This window comes from Thalassotalea sp. G20_0 (genome assembly GCF_017744175.1).
Lineage (GTDB): Bacteria > Pseudomonadota > Gammaproteobacteria > Pseudomonadales > Endozoicomonadaceae > Endozoicomonas.
On the sequence record NZ_JAGHQV010000028.1, the window covers coordinates 61,806 to 84,076 of the forward strand.

Annotated in this window: 11 protein-coding genes; all 11 read left to right on the forward strand. The window is 50.7% G+C overall.

Annotated features, from left to right (window positions below; translation table 11 throughout):
* Positions 1-78 precede the first annotated feature (78 nt).
* The 11 genes from J7438_RS16370 (at position 79) to J7438_RS16420 (ending at position 22,162) form a co-directional block, all read left to right on the forward strand.
* Positions 79-2,706 carry an RAP domain-containing protein gene (locus J7438_RS16370; protein ID WP_209277403.1) on the forward strand — a complete coding sequence of 876 codons (2,628 nt, stop codon included), beginning with the start codon at positions 79-81 and terminating at the stop codon, positions 2,704-2,706.
* Positions 2,707-2,943: 237 nt separating this feature from the next.
* Complete coding sequence (locus J7438_RS16375; RefSeq protein WP_209277404.1) at positions 2,944-6,099, forward strand: DUF1601 domain-containing protein; 3,156 nt, start codon at positions 2,944-2,946, stop codon at positions 6,097-6,099.
* 87 nt (positions 6,100-6,186) lie between these two features.
* Positions 6,187-9,075 (forward strand): RAP domain-containing protein, encoded by a 2,889-nt coding sequence (locus J7438_RS16380; protein ID WP_209277405.1) that lies wholly within the window; start codon positions 6,187-6,189, stop codon positions 9,073-9,075.
* Between the two features lie 236 nt (positions 9,076-9,311).
* Complete coding sequence (locus tag J7438_RS16385) at positions 9,312-12,209, forward strand: DUF1601 domain-containing protein (RefSeq protein WP_209277406.1); 2,898 nt, start codon at positions 9,312-9,314, stop codon at positions 12,207-12,209.
* A gap of 224 nt (positions 12,210-12,433) precedes the next feature.
* Positions 12,434-15,583, forward strand: a complete 3,150-nt coding sequence (locus tag J7438_RS16390) for an RAP domain-containing protein (RefSeq protein WP_209277407.1) — start codon at positions 12,434-12,436, stop codon at positions 15,581-15,583.
* Positions 15,584-16,245: 662 nt separating this feature from the next.
* A complete protein-coding gene (locus J7438_RS16395; protein ID WP_209277408.1) occupies positions 16,246-16,821 on the forward strand; it encodes a reverse transcriptase domain-containing protein in 576 nt (191 codons plus the stop codon).
* A gap of 26 nt (positions 16,822-16,847) precedes the next feature.
* Positions 16,848-17,258, forward strand: a complete 411-nt coding sequence (locus J7438_RS28370; protein ID WP_209277409.1) for a reverse transcriptase domain-containing protein — start codon at positions 16,848-16,850, stop codon at positions 17,256-17,258.
* A gap of 8 nt (positions 17,259-17,266) precedes the next feature.
* A complete protein-coding gene (locus J7438_RS16405; protein ID WP_209204309.1) occupies positions 17,267-17,485 on the forward strand; it encodes a group II intron maturase-specific domain-containing protein in 219 nt (72 codons plus the stop codon).
* A gap of 357 nt (positions 17,486-17,842) precedes the next feature.
* Positions 17,843-21,091: an RAP domain-containing protein gene (locus J7438_RS16410; protein ID WP_209277410.1), complete on the forward strand. Its 3,249-nt coding sequence runs from the start codon at positions 17,843-17,845 to the stop codon at positions 21,089-21,091.
* 190 nt (positions 21,092-21,281) lie between these two features.
* Complete coding sequence (locus J7438_RS16415; protein ID WP_209277411.1) at positions 21,282-21,596, forward strand: hypothetical protein; 315 nt, start codon at positions 21,282-21,284, stop codon at positions 21,594-21,596.
* 71 nt (positions 21,597-21,667) lie between these two features.
* A complete protein-coding gene (locus J7438_RS16420) occupies positions 21,668-22,162 on the forward strand; it encodes a hypothetical protein (RefSeq protein ID WP_209277412.1) in 495 nt (164 codons plus the stop codon).
* Positions 22,163-22,271: the final 109 nt, after the last annotated feature.

The following is a 22,271-nucleotide window of genomic DNA, read 5'->3' on the forward strand; positions in this document are numbered from 1 at the left end:
AGACGTTGCAGCAAAATGAACTTTTGAACAAAACAGCAGTCTGCTTTTTATATTTTCATGAATTAATGAAATATAATTATGGATAGAAGCTCTGCTGGTATCAGTGGTCAATACACAAGATCAAATAATGGTTACAACCGACCGAATGACCATGCCTCTTCCTCAAGGCCTGGGCGATATAGACATGCCACAGTCAGACAATGGGGTCATCCCCCCCGCACAGCCCCGGAGCGCAATGAAATTTACCATTCTTCTGCTACACGCTCTTGTCAATATCTACTGTGCCGTTCAATAAACAATGCTCGAGATTTTAATGCTCTCATCAAACAGGAGATAATGGATGGTCTGGTGAGTAAATCGCACCGTTTCGGTCATCGGTATGATGGGAGAGATCACGGCCTATATGCCAGTTCAATTAAAAAATACACGTCAACTGCTAAAAGACCGTTAAATCGAGCGGAACAAAGCCAGCTGATGCGTTTTCTGCAAAATTTCACAGCAACGCGGAGCTGGAATTGGCGAAGCCTGACGACAACACTGCATTCATTTACTTCAGCGGGTGTTTTTACCCCGCATAAGCCCATGGATGAGCGTGTTCAGCTCACTCAAGTTGCCTTATTGTCCACTCTGCTTGATGCAATAATATTCAAGTGCAACCAAAAACCTGAAGTCAGGGATATTGATGCCCAGGGTATCGCCAACCTGCTGTGGACCACGGCGAAACTGGTGGACAACGGCCAGGCTCGGTCACCTGGGCTCAACGAGGCCGTGGCCGCGCTGTTGCCCCACGTGAACGCACAGAAAGCTCACTTTAAACCACAGGAAATCGCCAACCTGCTGTGGGCCATCGCGAAACTGATGGACAGCGGGCAGGAGCGGACACCAGAACTCAACAAAGCCGTTGCCACGCTGTTGCTCCTCGTGAACACACAGAAAGCTAACTTTAAACCACAGGGTATCGCCAACCTGCTCTGGGCCATGGCGAAACTGGTGGACAACGGCCAGGCTCGGTCACCTGGGCTCAACGAGGCCGTGGCCGCGCTATTGCCCCACGTGAACGCACAGACAGACCAATTTATTCCTCAGCATATCGCCAACCAGCTGTGGGCCATGGCAAAGCTGGTGGATAACGGGCAGGAGCAAACACCAGAAATCAAAGAGGCTGTGGCCACGCTGTTGCCCCGCGTGAACGTACAGAAAGACCAATTTAATGCCCAGGATATCGCCAACCTGCTGTGGGCCATGGCGAAACTGGTGGACAACGGTCAGGAGCGGACACCAGAGCTCAACGAGGCCGTGGCCGCGCTGTTGCCCCACGTGAACATACAGAAAGCTCACTTTAAACCACAGGAAATCGCCAACCTGCTGTGGGCCGTAGCAAAACTGGTGGACAACGGGCAGGAGCGGACACCAGAGCTCAACGAGGCCGTGGCCGCGCTGTTGCCCCACGTGAACATACAGAAAGCTCACTTTAAACCACAGGAAATCGCCAACCTGCTGTGGACCGTAGCAAAACTGGTGGATAACGGTCAGGAGCGGACGCCAGAGCTCAACGAGGCCGTGGCCGCGCTGTTGCCCCACGTGAACATACAGAAAGCTCACTTTAAACCACAGGAAATCGCCAACCTGCTGTGGGCCATGGCGAAACTGGTGGGCAACGGGCAGGAGCAGACACCAGGGCTCAACGAGGCCGTGGCTGCGCTGTTGCCCTTCGTGAGCGCACTGAAAGGCCGGTTTAATGCCCAGAGTATCGCCAACCTGCTGTGGGCCATGGCGAAACTGGTGGACAACGGACAGAAGCAGACACCAGGTCTCAACGAGGCCGTGACCGCGCTGTTGTCCCACGTGAACGCACAGAAAGCTAACTTTAAACCACAGGAAATCGCCAACCTTCTGTGGGCCATGGCGAAACTGGGTGAGTTCGTTGAGCTGAACGTGGTTACATCCACGTTCGAGTCGCTGGTCTACCGAATCAGTGAAAACCATCAGCTCTCTCAGAAAGCCATATTGATGTCTCTCTGGGGAGTAATGGTCTGCTGTGCCAGGCTGTCTCTGGTCGCCAATGCCAATAAAAATCACGTGCTTGAAAAGCCCATGGATGACCTGTTTACCCGACTGGAAAATACATTACTGCACAATGAAGAGGATCAACGCACCATTGCCCAGGCCGCAAGTTGGCTTGGGAGACCGTGTCCGTCCGTCCCCCATTACCAGACAATCGTTTCAAAACTTCAATCCGACTTCCGCAATCAACTCCAATCCCACATTCCATCTTTGAGGATTGAAGAAGAAGAGAGTCTGAATTCATTACCTCCGGTTGACCTGCTACTGCCAGATCACAACATGGTGATTGAAGTTCAGGGACCGTCTCATTACGTGGGTGGTGATTTCAAGACCAGGAATGGTTCGACCCTGCTTAAAATAGCACTGTTGCAAAAAGCAGGATTTGAGGTCATTGAAATTCCGGTTAACAGGCTCTTGAGTCAGGATTTAATGAAGCCATACATTGATCAAATAAAGACCAGGATAGGCTTACCGGCACCAGGGCATGGCTCTGTATCACTTAAAAGAAGGTGGGCAGATGAAGTATACTTTACGGCTGATAAAGGCGGGCAACCCTCAGATCACGGTTACTTAACTGCCGAAGAACATTCAGAGGAGCAAACCGGCAAACCAGGAAAGAGGAAGAAAACAACCAGCCAGTAATCGCCTTCCTACCATCATGACTCAAGAACCGTTGTCACATTCCGGGAAGGAATGGCAGTGTTGAACACCTGATGCCCATACATCTCGACCCGGATGACTTGAAAATAACGGATTGATGGCATCAGGAGTAGGTGTATTTCGCCAGCCGTTTACGTTTACCAACATTCCAGCAAAATGAACTTCTGAAAAGAACCACAGTCTACTTTTTATATTTCCATGAATTAATGAAATATAATTATGGATAGAAGCTCTGCTGTTATCAGTGGTCAATACACAAGATCAGATAATGATTACAACCAACCGAATGACCATGCCGCTTCTTCAAGGCGTGTGCAATATAGACATGGTACAGTCAGACAGTGGGATAATACCCCACGCACTACCCCGGGGCGTAATAAATTTTACCGTTCTTCTGGCGTATGCCCTTCTCAACATCTACAGTGCCGTTCAGCAAACCCTGCTAAAGATTTTAATGCGCTCATCAAACAGGAAATAATGGATGATCTGGTGAGTAAATCGGATCGTTTCGGTAATCGCTATGATGGGAGAAATCACGGTCTGTATGCCAATTCAATTAAAAAATACACATCAGCTGCTAAAAGACCGTTAAATCGAGCTGAACAAAGCCAGCTGATACGTTTGCTGCAAAATTTTACCGTAACACGGCGTTGGGACTGGCGAAGCCTGACGACCACAATTCATTCATTTACTTCAGCGGGTGTTTTTACCCCTCATCCACCCATGGATGAGCGTGTCAAGCTTACTCAAGCTGCCTTATTGTCAACGCTACTTGATGCAATAATATTTAAATGCAACCAAACACCTGAGGACAGGGATATTGATGCCCGGGGAATCGCCAACCTGCTGTGGGCCATGGCGAAACTGGTGGACAACGGGCAGGAGCAAAGACTGGAGCTCAACGAGGCGGTGGCCGCGCTGTTGCCTCACATGAACTCACAGAAAGCTAACTTTAATCCACAGGAAACCACCAACCTGCTGTGGGCCATGGCAAAACTGGTGGACAACGGGCAGAAGCAGACGCCAGAAATCAAAGAGGCCGTGGCCGCGCTGCTGCCCCGGGTGAACGCACAGAAAGACCAATTTATTCCTCAGCATATCGCCAACCTTCTGTGGGCCATGGCGAAACTGATGGACAACGGGCATGAGTGGACACAAGAGCTCAAAGAGGCCGTGGCGGCGCTGTTACCCCACGTGAACGTCCAGAAAGACCAATTTATTCCTCAGCATATCGCCAACCTGCTGTGGGCCATGGCGAAACTGGTGGACAACGAACAGGAGCCGACACCAGGGCTTAACGAGGCCGCGGCCACGCTGTTGCCCTGCGTGAAAGTACAGAAAGCCAACTTTAAACCACAGGAAATCGCCAACCTGCTGTGGGCCATGGCGAAACTGGCGGACAACCGACAGGAGCAGACACCAGGGCTCAAAAAGGCCCTGGCCGCGCTACTGCTCCACGTGAACGCACACAAAGCTAACTTTAAACCACAGGAAATCGCCAACCTGCTGTGGGCCATGGCGAAACTGGTGGACAACGGGCAGGAACAAACACCAGAACTCAAAGAGACCGTGGCCGCGCTGTTGCCCCACGTAAACGCTATGAAAGCTGACTTTAAACCACAGGGTATTGTCAACCTGCTGTGGGCCATGGCGAAACTGCTGGACAACGTACAGGAGCCGACATTAGGGTTCAAAGAGGCCTTGGCCGTGCTATTGCCCCACGTGAACGCACAGAAAGCTAACTTTAAACCACAGGCAATCGCCAACCTGCTGTGGGCCATGGCGAAACTGGCGGACAACCGACAGGAGCAGACACCAGGGCTCAAAGAGGCCCTGGCCGCGCTACTGCCCCACGTGAATGCACACAAAGCTAACTTTAAACCACAGGAAATCGCCAACCTGCTGTGGGCCATGGCGAAACTGGTGGACAACGGCCAGGAGCGAACACCAGAGCTCAACGAGGCTGTGGTCGCACTGCTACCCCACGTGAACGCACAGCAAGCTAATTTTAACCCACAGGAAATCGCCAACCTGCTGTGGGCAATGACGAAACTGGTAGACAACGGGCAGGAGCAGACACCAGAGCTCAAAGAGGCTGTGGCCGCGCTGTTGCCCCACGTGAACGCACAGAAAGACCAATTTAATGCCCTGGCTATTGCCAACCTGCTGTGGGCCATGGCGAAACTGGTGGACAACGGGCAGGAGTGGACAGCAGGGCTCAACGATGCAGTGGCCGCACTGTTGCCCCACGTGAACGCACAGAAAGACCAATTTAGTCCTCAGCATATCGCCAACCTGCTGTGGGCCATGGCGAAGCTGGTGGACAGCGGGCTGGAGAAAACACCAGAGTTCAAAGATGCTCTGGCCGCACTGTTGCCCCACGTGCACGTACAGAAAGACCAATTTATTCCCCAGCATATCGCCAACCTGCTGTGGGCCATGGCGAAACTGGTGAAGAACGGGCAGGAGCAGACACCAGAATTCAACGAGGCCGTGGCATCGCTGTTGTCCCTCGTGAACGCACAGAAAGCTAATTTAAAACCACAGGAAATCGCCAACCTGCTGTGGGCCACGGCGAATCTGGGTGAGCTCATTGAGCTGAACGTGTTTACATCCACGTTCAAATCTCTTGTCTGCAGAATCAGTGAAAACCCTCAGTTCTCTCAGCAAGAGATACTGATGTCTCTCTGGGGAGTCATGGTATGCTGTGCCAGGTTGGCTCTGGACTCCAATGCCCATAAAAATAACGTGTTTGAAAAGCACATGGATGACCTGTTAACTCGCCTGGAAAATACATCGCCAGATAATGAAGAGGATCAATCCATCATGATCATGGCCGCAAGTTGGCTTGGCAGAGCCTGTCCGGTCGTTCGCGATTACCAGACAAACATTTCAAAAACCCAGGTCGACTTCCGTGATCAACTCAAATCATCTATTCCATCTTTGAGGATTGAAGAAGAAAAGAGTCTGAATTCATTACCTCCGGTTGACCTGCTGCTGCCAGATCACAACATGGTGATTGAAGTTCAGGGACCGTCTCATTACGTGGGTGGTGATTTCAACACCAGGAATGGTTCGACTCTGCTGAAAATCGCACTGTTGCAAAAAGCAGGATTTGAGGCCATTGAAATTCCGGTTAACAGGCTCTTGAGTCAGGATTTAATGAAGCCATACATTGATCAAATAAAGACCAGGATAGGCTTTCCGCCACCGGGGCATGGCTCTGTATCACTTAAAAGAAGGTGGGCAGATGAGGCATACGTTACTGCTGATAAAGGCAGGCAACCCTCAGGTCATGGTTACTTAACCGCCGAAGAACACTCAGAAGTGCAAACCGGCAAACCAGGAAAGAGGAAAAGAACAACCAGCCAGTAAGTAGTTAACCAACATTCCAGCAAAATGAACTTCTGAAAAGAACCACAGTCTGCTTTTTATATTTCCATGAATTAATGAAATATAATTATGGATAGAAGCTATGCTGGTATCACTGGTCAATACACAAGATCAGGTAATGATAACAACCAACCGAAGGACCATGCCGCCTCTTCAAGGCGTGGGCGATATAGACACGCCCCAGTCAGACAATGGTGCCATCCCCCCCGCACAGCCCCGGGGCGTAATGAATCTTACTATTCTTCTGCCGCCTGCTCTTTTCAACATCTACAGCGCCGTTCAGTAAACCGCACTCAGGATTTTAATAACCTCATCAAACAGGAAATAATGGATGGTCTGGTGAATCAATCTGACCGGATCGGTCATCGCTATGATGGGAAGCATCACGGTCAATATGCCAGCTCAATTAAAAAATACACGTCAGCTGCTAAAAGACCGTTAAATCGAACTGAACAAAGCCACCTGATATGTTTTCTGCAAAATTTTACCGCAACGCCAAGCTGGAATTGGCGAAGCCTGACGACAACATTTCACTCATTTACTTCAGCTGGTGTTTTTACTCCTTATAACCCCATGGATGAGCGTGTCAAGCGTACTCAGGCTGCCTTATTGTCAACGCTGCTTGATGCAATCATATTCAAGTGCAACCAAAAACCTCAAGCCATGAATATTGATCCCCGGGGTGTCGTCAACCTGCTGTGGGCCATGGCGAAACTGGTGGACAACGGGCTGGAGCAGACACCTGAGTTCAACGGGGCCGTGGCCGCGCTATTGCCCCAAGTGAACGCACAAAAAAACTATTTTATTCCTCAGCATATCGTCAACCTGCTGTGGGCCATGGCGAAACTGGCGGACTACGGACAGGAGCAGACACCAGAATTCAACGGGGCCGTGGCCGCGCTATTGCCCCGCGTAAATGTGCAGAAAGCTAATTTTACAGCCCAGGGAATTGCCAACCTGCTGTGGGCAATGGCGAAGCTGGTAGACAACGGACAGGAGCAGGCACCAGGTTTCAAGGAAGCCCTGACCGCGCTTTTACCTTATGTGAACAGACAGAAAGGCCAATTTACTCCTCAGCATATCGCCAACCTGCTGTGGGCCATAGCGAAACTGGTAGGCAACGGGCAGGAGCAGACACCAGCACTCAACGAGGCCGTGGCCGCGTTGTTACCTCTCGTGACCGCACAAAAAAAACAATTTATTCCTCAGCATATTGCCAACCTGCTGTGGGCCATAGCGAAACTGGTGGATAACGGCCAGGGACGAACACCAGTACTCAACGGAGCCGTGGCCGCGCTATTGCCCCACGTAAATGCACAGAAAGCCAACTTTACCGGTCAGGGTGTCACCAACCTGCTGTGGGCCATGGCGAAACTGGTCAACGGTCAGAAGTGGGCACCGGGGCTCAAAGAGGCCGTGGCCACGCTGTTGCCCTGCGTGAACGTACAGAAAGCTCACTTTAAACCACAGGAAATCGCTAACCTGCTGTGGGCCATGGTGAAACTGGTGGACAACGGCCAGGAGCGGACACCCGAGTTCAACGAGGCCGTGGTCGCGCTGTTGCCCAGGGTAAAAGCACATAAAGACCGATTTAATGCACAGCCCAGTGCCAACCTGCTGTGGGCCATGGCGAAACTGGTGGAGAACGGTCAGCAGTGGACACCGGGGCTCAAAGAGGCAGTGACCGCGCTGTTGCCCCACGTGAAGGCACAGAAAGCCTGCTTTAAACCACAGGAAGTCAGCAACCTGCTGTGGGCCATGGCGAAACTGGTGGACAACGGCCAGAAGCTGACAGCCAAACTCAAAGAGGCTGTGGCCGCGCTGTTACCTTACGTGAACGCACAGAAAGACCAATTTACGCCTCAGCATATCGCCAACCTGCTGTGGGCCATGGTGAAACTGGTGGACAACGGGCAGGAGCAGACACCAGAGTTCAACGCGGCTGTGGCCGCGCTGTTACCTTACGTGAACGCACACAAAGCTAACTTTCAACCACAGGAAATCGCCAACCTGTTTTGGGTCATCGCGAAACTGTCGGACAACAACCAAGAGCGAACACCCGAGCTCAAAGAGGCCGTGGCCGCGCTGTTGCCCCACGTAAACGCGCAGCAAGCTCACTTTCAACCACAGGAAATCGCCAACCTTCTGTGGGCCGTGGCAAAACTGGGTGAGCTCGTTGAACTGAACGTGGTGACTTCTACGTTCGAATCGCTTGTCTACCGAATCAGTGAAAACCCTCAGCTCTCTCAACAAACCATATTAATGTCTCTATGGGGAGTAATGGCAGGCTGTGCCAGGTTGTCTCTGGCCTCCAATTCCAACAAAAATAACTGTCTTGAAGAACATATCAATGACCTGTTTTCTCGCCTGGAAGATACCTCCCCAGACAATGCAGAGGAACAATCCATCCTTGCCATGGCCACAAGTTGGCTTGGCAGAGCGTGTCCGCTGGTCCCCCATTACCCGACAATCATTTCAAAGCCTCAAACCGTCGTGTGCAATCAGCTGCAATCATGTATTCCCTCTTTGCGGATTGAAGAAGAAAAAAGTCTGAACTCACTGCCTCCGGTTGACCTGCTACTGCCAGATCACAACCTGGTGATTGAAGTTCAGGGTCCCTCTCATTACGTGGGTGGTGATTTCACCACCAGGAATGGTTCTACTCTGCTGAAAATCGCACTGTTGCAAAAAGCAGGATTTGAGGTCATTGAAATTCCGGTTAACAGGCTCTTGAGTCAGGATTTAATGAAGCCATACATTGATCAAATAAAGACCAGGATAGGCTTTCCGCCACCGGGGCATGGCTCTGTATCACTTAAAAGAAGGTGGGCAGATGAGGCATACGTTACTGCTGATAAAGGCAGGCAACCCTCAGATCACGGTTACTTAACCGCCGCAGAACATTCAGAGGAGCAAACCGGTAAACCGGCAAAGAGGAAGAAAACAAACAACCAGTAATTGCCTTCCTTCTATCATGACTCAAAAACCGTTTCACATTCCGGGAAAGAATGCCAGTGTAAAACACCTGTTGCCCATACATCTCGACCCGGATGATTTGAAAATAATGGATGGGAGGCATCAGGAGCAGATGAGTTTCTCCCACTACTTACATTTATCAACATTCAAGCAAAATGAACTTCTGAACAGAACAGCAGTCTGCTTTTTATATTGTCATGAATTAATGGAATATAGTTATGGATAGAAGCTATGCTGGTATCAGTGGTCCATACACAAGATCAGACAATGATTACCACCAACCGGATGACCAAGCCACTTCTTCACGGCGTGGACGATATAGGTATGCCACAGTCAGGCAATGGGATAACCCCTCCCGCAATGCCCCGGGGCGAAATGAATTTTACCATTCTTCTTTCACACGCTCTTATCAACATCTACAGTACCGTTCAGTAAACCCTGCTCAAGATTTCAATACCCTCACCAAACAGGAAATAATGGATGGCCTGCTGAGTAAATCTTATCGTTTCGGTGATCGCTATGATGGGAGAAATCACGGTCAATATGCCAGTTCAATTAAAAAATACACGTCAACTGCTAAAAGACCGTTAAATCGAACTGAACAAAGCCAGCTGATGCGTTTGCTGCAAAATTTCACAGCAACGCGGAGCTGGAATTGGCGAAGCCTGACGACAACACTGCACTCATTTACTTCAGCGGGTGTTTTTACCCCTCATAACCCCTTGGATGAGCGTGTCAGACTTACTCAGGCTGCCTTACTGTCAACACTACTTGATGCAATCATATTCAAGTGCAACCAAAAACCTGAAGCCAGCTATGTTGGTGCCCAGGAAATCGCCAACATGCTGTGGGCTATGGCGAAACTGGTAGACAGCGGGCAGGAGCGAACACCAGGGCTCAACGCGGCTGTGGCCGCACTGTTGCCCCACGTGAACGCACAGAAAGACCAATTTATTCCTCAGCATATTGCCAACCTGCTGTGGGCCATGGCGAAACTGGTGGACAACGGGCAGGAGCGAACACCAGGGCTCAATGAGGCCGTGGCCGCGCTGTTGCCCCACGTGAACGCACAGAAAACTAACTTTAAACCACAGGAAATCGCCAGCCTGCTGTGGGCCATGGCGAAACTGGTGGACAACGGGCAGGAACAGACACCAGCGTTCAACGAGGCCGTGGCCGCGTTGTTGTCCCGGGTAAACGTACATAAAGACCGATTTAATGCACAGGGTATTACTAACCTGCTGTGGGCCATGGCGAAATTGGTGGACAACGGCCAGCTGCGGATACCAGGGCTCAACGAGGCCGTGGCCGCGCTGCTGCCCTGCGTGAATGCACAGAAAGACCAATTTATTCCTCAGCATTTCGCCAACCTGCTGTGGGCCATGGCGAAACTGGTGGACAACGGGCAGGAGCGGACACCAGAGATCAAAGAGGCCGTGGCCACGCTGTTGCCCCACGTGAACGCACAGAAAGACCAATTTAATGCCCAGGGTATCGCCATCCTGCTGTGGGCCATGGCGAAACTGGTGGACAGCGGGCAGAAGCGGACACCAGCGCTCAAAGAGGCCGTGGCCGCACTGTTGCCCCACGTGAACGCACAGAAAGACCAATTTATTCCTCAGCATATCGCCAACCTGCTGTGGGCCATGGCGAAACTGGTGGACAACGGCCAGGAACGGACACCAGAGCTCAACGAGGCTGTGGCCGCGCTGTTGCTCCCCGTGAACGCACAGAAAGACCAATTTATTCCTCAGCATATTGCCAACCTGCTGTGGGCCATGGCGAAACTGGTGGACAACGGGCAGGAGCAGACACCAGGGCTCAAACAGGCCGTGGCCGCACTGTTGCACCACGTGAATACACAGAAAGCTAACTTTAAACCACAGGAAATCACCAACCTGCTGTGGGCCACGGCGAAACTGGTGGACAACGGGCAGGAGCGGACACTACAGCTGAAAGAAGCCGTGGCCGTGCTGTTGCCACAAGTGAACCCAGAGAAAGCTAACTTTAAACCACAGGAAATCGCCAACCTGCTGTGGGCCATGGCGAAACTGCTGGACAACGGGGAGGACAGGATACCAGAGCTTAACGCGGCCGTGGCCGCTCTGTTGCCACACGTGAACGCACAGAAAGATAACTTTAAACCACAGGGTATCGCCAACCTGCTGTGGGCCATGGCGAAACTGGTGGATAGCGGGCAAGAGCGGACACCAGAGTTTAACGAGGCCGTGGCCGCGCTGTTGCGCCACGTGAACACACAGAAAGCTAACTTTAAACCACAGGAAATCGCCAATCTGCTGTGGGCCACGGCGAAACTGGGTGAGTTCGTTGAGCTGAACGTGGTGACCTCTATGCTCGAATCGCTTGTTTACCGAATCAGTGAAAACCCTCAGCTCTCACATCAAGACATATTGATGTCTCTCTGGGGAGTAATGGTTTGCTGTGCCAGATTGTCTCTAAACTCCAATAACAATAACTGGCTTGAAAAGCACATGGATAAACTGTTTACTCGCCTGAAAAATACATTCCCAGACAATCCAGACAATAATGAAGAGGAACAATACGTTATTGCCATGGCCGCAAGTTGGCTTGGGAGATCATGCCCGCTCGTCCCCCATTACCAGACAATCATGTCAAAACCTCAATCCGACTTCCGCGATCAACTCCAATCATGCTTTCCCTCTTTGCAGATTGAAGAAGAAAAGAGTCTGAACTCATTGCCTCCGGTTGACCTGCTACTGCCAGATCACAACCTGGTGATTGAAATTCAGGGTCCCTTTCATTACGTGGGTGGTGATTTCACCACCAGGAATGGTTCTACTCTGCTGAAAATCGCACTGTTGCAAAAAGCAGGATTTGAGGTCATTGAAATTCCGGTTAACAGGCTCTTGAGTCAGGGTTTAATGAAGCCATACATTGATCAAATAAAGGCCAGGATAGGCATCCCGCCACAGGAGCATGGCTCTGTATCACTTAAAAGAAGGCGGGCAGATGAGGCATACGTTACTGCTGATAAAGGCAGGCAACCCTCAGATCATGGTTACTTGACTATCGAAGAACATTCAGAGGAGCAAACCGGTAAACCGGCAAAGAGAAAGAAAACAACCAGCCAGTAATCGCCTTCCTCCTATCATGACTCAAGATCCGTTTTCACATGCCGGGAAGGAATGCCAGTGTTGAACACCTGTTGCCCCGGATGATTTGAAAATAACGGGTTGATGGCATCAGGAGTAAATGTGCTTCCCCAACCGTTTACGTTTATAGACATTTCAGCGAAATGAACTTTTGAACAAAACAGCAGTCTGTTTTTTATATTTTCATGAATTAAAGAAATATAAAAATGGATAGAAACTCTGCTGGTATCAGCGGTCAATACACAAGATCAAATAATGATTACAACCGACCGGATGACCATGCCGCTTCTTCAAGGCGTGTGCAATATAGATATGGCACAGTCGAACAGTGGGATAATCCCCTCCGTACTACCCCGGGGCGCAACGAATTGTACCACTCTTCTGACGCATGCTCTTCTCAAAATCTAATGTTCCGCTCAGTGAACTCTGCTCAAGATTTCAATACCCTGACCAGACAGGAAATAATGGATGGTCTGGTAAGTAAATCTTATCGTTTCGGTGATCGCTATGATGGGAGAGATCACGGTCAATATGCCAGTTCAATTAAAAAATACACGTCAGTGTCTAAAAGACCATTAAATCGAGCCGAACAAAGTCAGCTGATACGTTTACTGCAAAATTTTTCCGTAACACGGAGCTGGAATTGGCGAAGCCTGACGACAACACTTCATTCATTGACTTCAGCGGGTGTTTTTACCCCTCATAACCCCATGGATGAGCGTGTAAAGCTTACTCAAGCTAACTTATTGTCAACGCTACTTGATGCAATAATATTTAACTGCAACCAAAAACCTGAAGCCAGGGATATTGATGCCCGGGGAATAGCTAACCTGCTGTGGGCCATGGCAAAACTGGTGGACAACGGGCAGGAGCGGACACCAGTGTTCAACGAGGCCGTCGCTACGCTGTTACCCCACGTAAATGGACAGAAAGCTAACTTTAAACCACAGGGAATCGCCAACCTGCTGTGGGCCATGGCGAAACTGGTGGACAACGGAAAAAAGCGGACTCCAGAGCTCAACGAGGCCGTGGCTGCGCTGTTGCCCCTCGTGCACGAACAGAAAGACCAACTTAATGCCCAGGGAATCACCAACCTGTTATGGGCCATGGCGAAACTGGTGGACAGCGGGCAGGGGCAAACACCAGAGTTCAACGAGGCCATGGCATCGTTGCTGCCCCTCGTGAACGCACAGAAAGACCAATTTATTCCACAACATATCGCAAACCTGCTGTGGGCGATGGCGAAACTGGTGGGCAACGGCCAGGAGCGTACACCAGAGCTCAACCTGGCCGTGGCCGCGTTGTTGCCCCTCGTGCACGAACAGAAAGACCAACTTAATGCCCAGGGAATCACCAACCTGTTATGGGCCATGGCGAAACTGGTGGACAACGGGCAGGAGCGAACACCAGGGCTCAACGGGGCCGTGGCCGTGCTGTTGCCCCTCGTGAACGCACAGAAAAACCAATTTATTCCTCAGCATATCGCCAACCTGCTGTGGGCCATGGCGAAACTGCTGGACAACGGACAGGAGCCGACATCAGGGCTCGAAGAGGCCTTGGCCGTGCTATTGCCCCACGTGAACGCACAGAAAGACCAATTTGATGCCCAAGGTATCGCCAACCTGCTTTGGGCCATAGCGAAACTGGTGGACAACAGGCAGCACCGGACACCAGGGCTCAAAGAGGCCGTGGCCGCGCTGTTGCCCCTCGTGAACGCGCAGAAAGACTCATTTATTCCTCAGCATATTAGCAACCTGCTGTGGGCCATGGCGAAACTGGTCGGCAGCGGGCAGGAGCGGACACCAGAGTTCAACGGGGCTGTGGTCGCTCTGCTAGCCCACGTGAACGCACAGAAAGCTAATTTTAACCCACAGGAAATCGCCAACCTGCTGTGGGCCATGGCAAAACTGGTGGACAACGGGCAGGAGCCGACACCAGAGCTCAAAGAGGCCGTGGCTGCGCTGTTGCCCCATGTGAACGCACAGAAGGACCAATTTGATGCCCAGGGTATCGCCAACCTGCTGTGGGCCATGGCGAAACTGGTGGACAACGGGCACGAGCAGACACCAGAACTCAACGAGACCGTGGCCGCACTGTTGCCCCTCGTGAACGCACAGAAAGACCAATTTAATCCTCAACATATTGCCAACCTGCTGTGGGCCATGGCGAAACTGGTGAACAACGGGCAGGAGTGGACACCATGGCTCAAAGAGGCCGTGGCCGCGCTGTTGCCCCATGTAAACGCACAGAAAGCCAACTTTAAACCACAGGAAATCGCCAACCTGCTGTGGGCCATGGCGAAACTGGTGGACAACGGACAGAAGTGGTCACCAGGGCTCAACGATGCCGTGGCCGCGCTGTTGCCCCACGTGAACGCACAGAAAGCTAACTTTAAACCACAGGGTATTGCCAATCTGCTGTGGGCCATGGCGAAACTGTTGGACCACGGGCAGGAGCAGACACCAGAGCTCAAAGAGGCCCTGGCCACGCTGTTGCCCCTCGTGAACGCACAGAAAGGCCAATTTAATGCCCAGGCTATTGCCAACCTGCTGTGGGCCATGGCGAAACTGGGTGAGCTCGTTGAGTTGAACGTGGTTACATCCACGTTCGAGTCGCTGGTCTACCGAATCAGTGAAAACCCTCAGCTCTCTCAGAAAGCCATATTGATGTCTCTCTGGGGAATAATGGTCTGCTGTGCCAGGCTGTCTCTGGTCTCCACTGCCAATAAAAATCACATGCTTGAAAAGCACATGGATGACCTGTTTAACCGTCTGGAAAATACATTCCTGCACAATGAAGAGGATCAACGCACCATTGCCCTGGCCGCCAGTTGGCTTGGCAGAGCCTCTCCGGTGGTCCCCCATTACCAGACAATGATTTCAAAACCTCAATCCGACTTCCGCGAACAACTCCAATCCCACATTCCATCTTTGCAGATTGAAGAAGAAAAGAGTCTGAATTCACTGCCTCCGGTTGACCTGCTACTGCCAGATCACAACATGGTGATTGAAATTCAGGGACCGTTTCATTACGTGGGTGGTGATTTCAACACCAGGAATGGTTCGACTCTGCTGAAAATCGCACTGTTGCAAAAAGCAGGATTTGAGGTCATTGAAATTCCGGTTACCATGCTTTGGAATCAGGATTTAATGAAACCATACATTGATCAAATAAAGAACAGGACAGGCTTCCCGCCACGGGGGCATGGCTCCGTACCACTTAAAAGAAGGTGGGCAGATGATTCATACGTTAATGCTGATAAAGGCAGGCAACCCTCAGATCATTTTTACTTAACTGCGGAAGAACATTCAAAAGAGCAAACCGGCAAACCAGCAAAGAGGAGAAAACAACCGTAAGCTGCGCCGGTAAAGAGCCGGTGTGGTGAGCGTTACGGAAAAGGCGCAGCATGACTGTGTCAGGTATGAGATCAGGAGATGAACACAAGTGAACCACTGATGACGCCTCGAAACGTGGTCTGATGACATCAAAAACGAGGGGCGTGTTCACCTCGTGAAAAGTTCAGGGGAAATCCTGTTACTGCCTGAACGGTGTCCGGGGTATAAGTAGCTGGCCATATGGAATCATATATTTCTGGCTACTTGGGCAGGTGCTATGCGAGGCACAACGGAGGGAGCATAGCCGTAGCTATGTGACCGGAGTTGTAACGAAGCAGAGTGCCTGAACAAGGAGTCAGAAATATATGATTCCATATGGTTAGCTACTTAGGTGGCATGAACTGATTTCAGGCTCTTTTGTGGAACGTGGGAGTCTGTCGTTCTGGTGTTAAGGGAGCCAGCCAGGCAGCTGAACTGTGGAGGCTGTGAGTACCGATACAGAGCACAGAGGAGGACCAGTCCGGTGTAGTGATGAAGCCTCTGTAATGGAGGTGGAGCGAAAGAACTGGCTTATCCGGTTGAAGCAACAGATCAACCGTCGTTTATTGATTGGGATGAGTCTGATGTCTGAAACAAAACCGCTCACAATTTCGAAACAGCTTGTATATCAAGCTTGGCGGAGAGTGAGAGCGAACAAGGGGAGTGCCGGACTTGATGATCAGTCAGTGACTGACTTCGAGGCTAATCTTGGCAGGAACCTGTACATGCTATGGAATCGAATGTCGTCGGGAAGCTACTTTCCTCCCCCCGTCATGCGTGTGGAAATCCAGAAGAAGGATGGAGGCACGAGACCGCTGGGAGTGCCGACAGTAGCGGACCGCGTAGCCCAAACGGTGGTGAAAATGATCGTTGAGCCAGTAGTGGAACCTGTTTTCCATGAAAACTCCTACGGTTACCGGCCAAACCGGTCAGCACATCATGCGCTGACTATGGCTCGGAAACGTTGCTGGCACAGAGACTGGGTAATTGATCTGGAGATCAAGGGCTTCTTTGACAATCTGGATCATCAGCTGGTCATGCGAGCAGTGGAGCACCATATCAGGGCTCATTGGGTTTTGCTGTACATCAAACGTTGGCTCGAAGCTCCGGTAATGGATGGAGATAAAATTGTTGAGAAAGAGGAAGGAAAAGGTTCGCCACACGACTGCATGGATGCAGGAGGTAGGGCAATGCAGGAGCAATTGCCGAGGGTGGAGTGATTAGCCCGCTGCTGGCCAACCTGTTCATGCATTATGCATTTGATCACTGGCTGACACGTAATATCAGAGGAGTCTGGTTTGAGCGTTACGCTGATGATGTATTAATCCACTGTCGTACCAGGGAAGAAGCTGAATTTGTTTTGGAAGCTGTCCGAGACCGTTTACTCAAGTGTGGTCTTACACTGCATCCAACCAAGACAAAGCTGGTGTATTGCAAGGATAGCAACAGGCAAGGGGAGCATGAAAACATGACTTTCGATTTTCTCAGCTACACCTTCCGACCCAGATTGATCCGAAATCGATATGGAAAGTTCTTTGTGAGCTTCCTTCCGGCAGTCAGTAGAGCAGCAGTTCAGGACTTTCGGAATAAGATTAAGGGCCTTGAAATCCCAACGAAGAAAAGAGGCTGTGGTCTTTTGAAATTGCCAGAGAAATAAATCCACGAGTGCGGGGGTGGATAGGCTACTTCGGTAGATTCTATGCATCGATGGCTGAAAATGCCCTTTACTATGTGGAAGATACCTTGGTGCGCTGGGCTATGGGTAAATACAAGAAATTGAAGGGGCGCAAGGCTAAAGCTGGCCGATGGCTGGCGAGCATTGCAAAGAGAGTCCCGATGTTTATGGTTCACTGGCAGATATGTCAGAAACCAGCGGTTGGGTAAGAAGAGCCGGATGAGGGGAGACTCTCAAGTCCGGTTCTGTGAGCGCCTGAGGGGGTGGCTCCCTTGGGCGACTCGACAAGAGCACAAAGAAGAGATTTTCTTTTCCCTCGTGCTCTTTGTGTCCTTCGTGGTTCCATTCAAAAGCCATAAAAATAGCGGGGTAAGCTTAATGTCCACCCTAAGAACACCTGTTACCCATACATCTTCTCCCGGATGATTTGAAAATAATGGATGGGTGGCATCATGAGTAGATGTATTTCCCCAACTGTTTACGTTTATAAACGTTTCAGCAAAATGAACTTCTGAACAAAACAGCAGTCTGCTTTTTATATTTTCATGAATTAATGAAATGTAATTATGGAAAGAAGTTCTGCTGGTACCAGTGGTCAATACGCAAGATCAAATAATGATTACAACCAACCGAATAACCATGCCGCTTGTTCAAGGCGTGTGCAATATAGACATGGTACAGTCAGACAGTGGGATAATACCCCACGCACTACCCCGGGGCGTAATAAATTTTACCGTTCTTCTGACGCATGCCCTTCTCAACATCTACAGCGCCGTTCAGTAAACCTTGCTCAAGATTTTAATGCGGTCATCAAACAGGAAATAATGGATGATCTGGTGAGTAAATCTTATCGTTTCGGTCATCGCTATGATGGGAGGCATCACGGTCGATATGCCAGTTCAATTAAAAAATACACGTCAGCTGCTAAAAGACCATTAAATCGAGCGGAACAAAGCCAGCTGATGCGTTTGCTGCAAAATTTTACCGCAACGCGGAGCTGGAATTGGCGAAGCCTGACGACAACAATGCACTCATTGACTTCAGCAGGTGTTTTTACCCCTCATACCCCCATGGATGAGCGTGTAAAGCTTACTCAAGCTAACTTATTGTCAACGCTACTGGATGCAATAATATTTAACTGCAACCAAAAACCTCAAGCCAGAGACATTGATGCCCGGGGAATCGTCAACCTGCTATGGGCCATGGCGAAACTGGCGGACAACGGGCAGAAGCGGACACAAGAGTTCAACGAGGCTGTGACCGCACTGTTGTCCCATGTGAACACACAGAAAGACCTATTTAATGCTCAGGGTATCACCAACCTGCTCTGGGCCATGGCAAAACTGGTGGACAACGGGCAGAAGCGGACACCAGGGCTCAATGAAGCCGTGGCCGCGCTGTTGCCCCACGTGAACGCACAGAAAGCTCACTTTAAACCACAGGAAATTGCCAACCTGCTGTGGGCCATGGCAAAACTGGTGGATAACGGGCAGGAGCAGACACCAGGGCTCAACGGGGTCGTGGCCGTGCTGTTGCCCCTCGTAAACATACAGAAAGACCAATTTAAGGCCCAGGGCATTACCAACCTGCTGTGGGCCATGGCGAAACTGGTGGACAACGGACAGGAGTGGACGCCAGGGCTCAAAGAGACCGTGGCCGCGCTGTTGCCCCGCGTGAACGCACAGAAAGGCCAATTTAATGCCCAGGGCACTACCAACCTGCTGTGGGCCCTGGCAAAGCTGGTGGATAACAGGTATGAGTTGACACCAGGGCTCAAAGCGGCCGTGGCCGCCCTGTTGCCCCACGTGAACACAAGAAAAAACCAGGTTATTCCTCAGCATATTGCCAATCTGCTGTGGGCCATGGCAAAACTGGTGGACAATGGGCAGGAACAGACACCAGAACTCAATAAGGCCGTGGCCGCGCAGTTGCCCCACGTGATCACACAGAAAGCTAACTTTACCCCACAGGAAATCACCAACCTGCTGTGGGCCATGGCGAAACTGGTGGACAACGGGCAGGAGCAAACACCTGAGTTCAACGGTGCCGAGGCCGCACTGTTGCCCCACGTGAGCGCACAGAAAGCAAACTTTACACCACAGGGTATCACCAACCTGCTGTGGGCCATGGCGAAACTGGTAGACAACAGGCAAAAGCGAACACCGGAGCTCAACGAGGCGGTGGCTGCGCTGTTGCCCCACGTGAGCGCACAGAGAGCAAACTTTACACCACAGGGTATCACCAACCTGCTATGGGCCATAGCAAAACTGGTAGACAACGGGCAGAAGCAGACACCAGGGCTCAAAGAGACCGTGGCCGCGCTGCTGCCCCTCGTGAACGCACAGAAAGACCAATTTATTCCTCAACATATCGCCAACCTGCTGTGGACCATGGCGAAACTGGTGGACAACGGGCAGGAGCAGACACCAGGGCTCAAAGAGGCCGTGGCAGCGTTGTTGCCCCACGTGAACACACAGAACGCTCACTTTAAACCACAGGAAATCGCCAGCCTGCTATGGGCCACGGCGAAACTGGTAGATAACGGGCAGGAACGTACACCAGAACTCAAAGAGGCTATGGTCGCCCTGCTACCCCACGTAAACAGACATAAAGCTCACTTTAAACCACAGGAAATCGCCAACCTGCTCTGGGCCACGGCGAAACTGGTGGACAAAGGGCAGGAGTGGACACCGCAACTCAAAGAGGCCGTGGCCGTGCTGTTGCCACAAGTGAACTTAGAGAAAGCTCACTTTAAACCACAGGAAATCGCCAACCTGCTGTGGGCCATGGCGAAACTGGTGGATAGCGGGCAGGAGCGGACACCAGAGCTTAAAGAGGCCGTGGCCGCGCTATTGCCCCACGTGAACGCACAGAAGGACCAATTTGATGCCCAGGGTATCGCCAACCTGCTGTGTGCCATGGCGAAACTGGTGGATAGCGGGCAGGAGCGGACACCGCAGCTCAAAGAGGCCGTGGCTGCGCTGCTGCAACACGTGAACGTACAGAAAGACCTGTTTAACGCCCAGCATATCGCCAACCTGCTGTGGGCCATGGCGAAACTGGTGAGCAACGGGCAGGAGTGGACTCCAGAACTCGAAGAGGCCGTGGCCGCGCTACTGCTCCTCGTGAACACACAGAAAGGCCAGTTTAATGCCCAGGGTATTGCCAACCTGCTGTGGGCCATGGCGAAACTGGGTGAGCTCGTTGAGCTGAACGTGGTTACCTCTATGTTTGAATCGCTTGTTTACCGAATCAGTGAAAACCCTCAGCTCTCTCAGAAATCCATATTGATGTCTCTCTGGGGAGTGATGGTTTGCTGTGCCAGATTGTCTCTGGACTCCAATAACAATGACTGGCTTGAAAAGTACATGGATGACCTGTTTACTCGTGTGGAAAATATATCCTCAGACAATGAAGACGATCAACGCATCATTGCCATGGCCGCAAGTTGGCTTGGGAGAGCGTGCCCAGTCGTCCCCCGTTACCAGACTACCATGTCAAAACGTCAATCCGACTTTCACGATCAACTCCAATCATGCTTTCCCTCTTTGCAGATTGAAGAAGAAAAGAGTCTGAACTCATTGCCTCCGGTTGACCTGCTACTGCCAGATTACAACATGGTGATTGAAGTTCAGGGGCCCTCTCATTACGTGGGTGGTGATTTCAAAACCAGGAATGGTTCCACTCTGCTTAAAATCGCACTGTTGCAAAAAGCAGGATTTGAGGTCATTGAAATCCCGGTTAACAAGCTTTTGAATCAGAATTTAATGAAACCATACATTGATCAAATAGGAACCGTTTTCACATTCAAGTAAAGTTCTACCAGCGTTGAAGACCTGTTGCCCCTGAATTTCGCCCCGGATGCTTTGAAGATAACGGATGGGTGACATCAGGAGCAGATGAGTTCCTCCCACTGATTACATTTATCAACATTCCAGCAAAATGAACTTCTGAACAGAACAGCAGTCTGCTTTTTATATTCTCATGAATTAATGAAATATAGTTATGGATAGAAACTCTGCTGGTATCAGTGGTCAATACACAAGATCAAATAATGATTACAACCGACCGGATGACCATGATTCTTCATCAAGGCGTGGGCGATATAGACATGCCACAGTCAGGCAATGGGGTCATCCCCCCGGCACAGCTACGGAGCGCAATGAATTTTACCATTCTTCTGCTGCACGCTCTTCTCAATATTTACAGCGCCGCACAGTAAACCCTGCTCAGGATTTTAATAGCCTCATCAAACAGGAAATAATGGATGGTCTGGTGAATCAATCTGATCGGACTGGTCATCGCTACTTGATGCAATAATATTTAACTGCAACCAAACACCTGAAACCAGGGATATTGATGCCCGGGAAATCGCCAACCTGCTGTGGGCCATGGCGAAACTGGGCGAACTCATTGAGCTGAACGTGGTAACCTCCACGTTTAAATCGCTGGTCGACCGAATCATTGGCAACCCTCAGTTCTCCCAGCAAGCGATATTGATGTCCCTTTGGGGAGTAATGGTATGCTGTGCCAGGTTATCTCTGTTTCCAAATACCAGTAAAGGTCACGTGCTGGAAAAGCACATGAATGACCTGTTTATTCGCCTGGAAAATACCTCCCCTGACAATGAAGAGGATCAACGCACCATTGCAACGGCCGCAAGTTGGCTTGGGAGACCGTGTCCGTTCGCCCCTCATTACCGTGCAAACGTATCAAAACGTCAATCCGACTTCCGCAATCAACTCCAATCATGCATTCCATCTTTAAGGATTGAAGAAGAAAAGAGTCTGAATTCATTACCTCCGGTTGACCTGTTACTGCCAGATCACAACATGGTGATTGAAGTTCAGGGACCGTCTCATTACGTGGGCACGGCAAAAACATGATCACATATTGATCAATCCAAGAACATTCATCATATAATGTTCATCCCAACCACATTTGTGTCGCTTGTTCTTGATACCTGCCTTTACTGATGTATCCAGCTTCAGAAGA

What these genes read in the sequence shown, in the direction of transcription:
- J7438_RS16370 (WP_209277403.1), top strand. Translation starts at nt 79, where the DNA reads ATGGATAGAAGCTCTGCTGGTATCAGTGGTCAATACACAAGATCAAAT.
- J7438_RS16385 (WP_209277406.1), top strand. Translation starts at nt 9,312, where the DNA reads ATGGATAGAAGCTATGCTGGTATCAGTGGTCCATACACAAGATCAGAC.
- J7438_RS16410 (WP_209277410.1), top strand. Translation starts at nt 17,843, where the DNA reads ATGGAAAGAAGTTCTGCTGGTACCAGTGGTCAATACGCAAGATCAAAT.
- J7438_RS16380 (WP_209277405.1), top strand. Translation starts at nt 6,187, where the DNA reads ATGGATAGAAGCTATGCTGGTATCACTGGTCAATACACAAGATCAGGT.
- J7438_RS28370 (WP_209277409.1), top strand. Translation starts at nt 16,848, where the DNA reads ATGCATTATGCATTTGATCACTGGCTGACACGTAATATCAGAGGAGTC.
- J7438_RS16415 (WP_209277411.1), top strand. Translation starts at nt 21,282, where the DNA reads ATGGATAGAAACTCTGCTGGTATCAGTGGTCAATACACAAGATCAAAT.
- J7438_RS16420 (WP_209277412.1), top strand. Translation starts at nt 21,668, where the DNA reads ATGGCGAAACTGGGCGAACTCATTGAGCTGAACGTGGTAACCTCCACG.
- J7438_RS16390 (WP_209277407.1), top strand. Translation starts at nt 12,434, where the DNA reads ATGGATAGAAACTCTGCTGGTATCAGCGGTCAATACACAAGATCAAAT.
- J7438_RS16375 (WP_209277404.1), top strand. Translation starts at nt 2,944, where the DNA reads ATGGATAGAAGCTCTGCTGTTATCAGTGGTCAATACACAAGATCAGAT.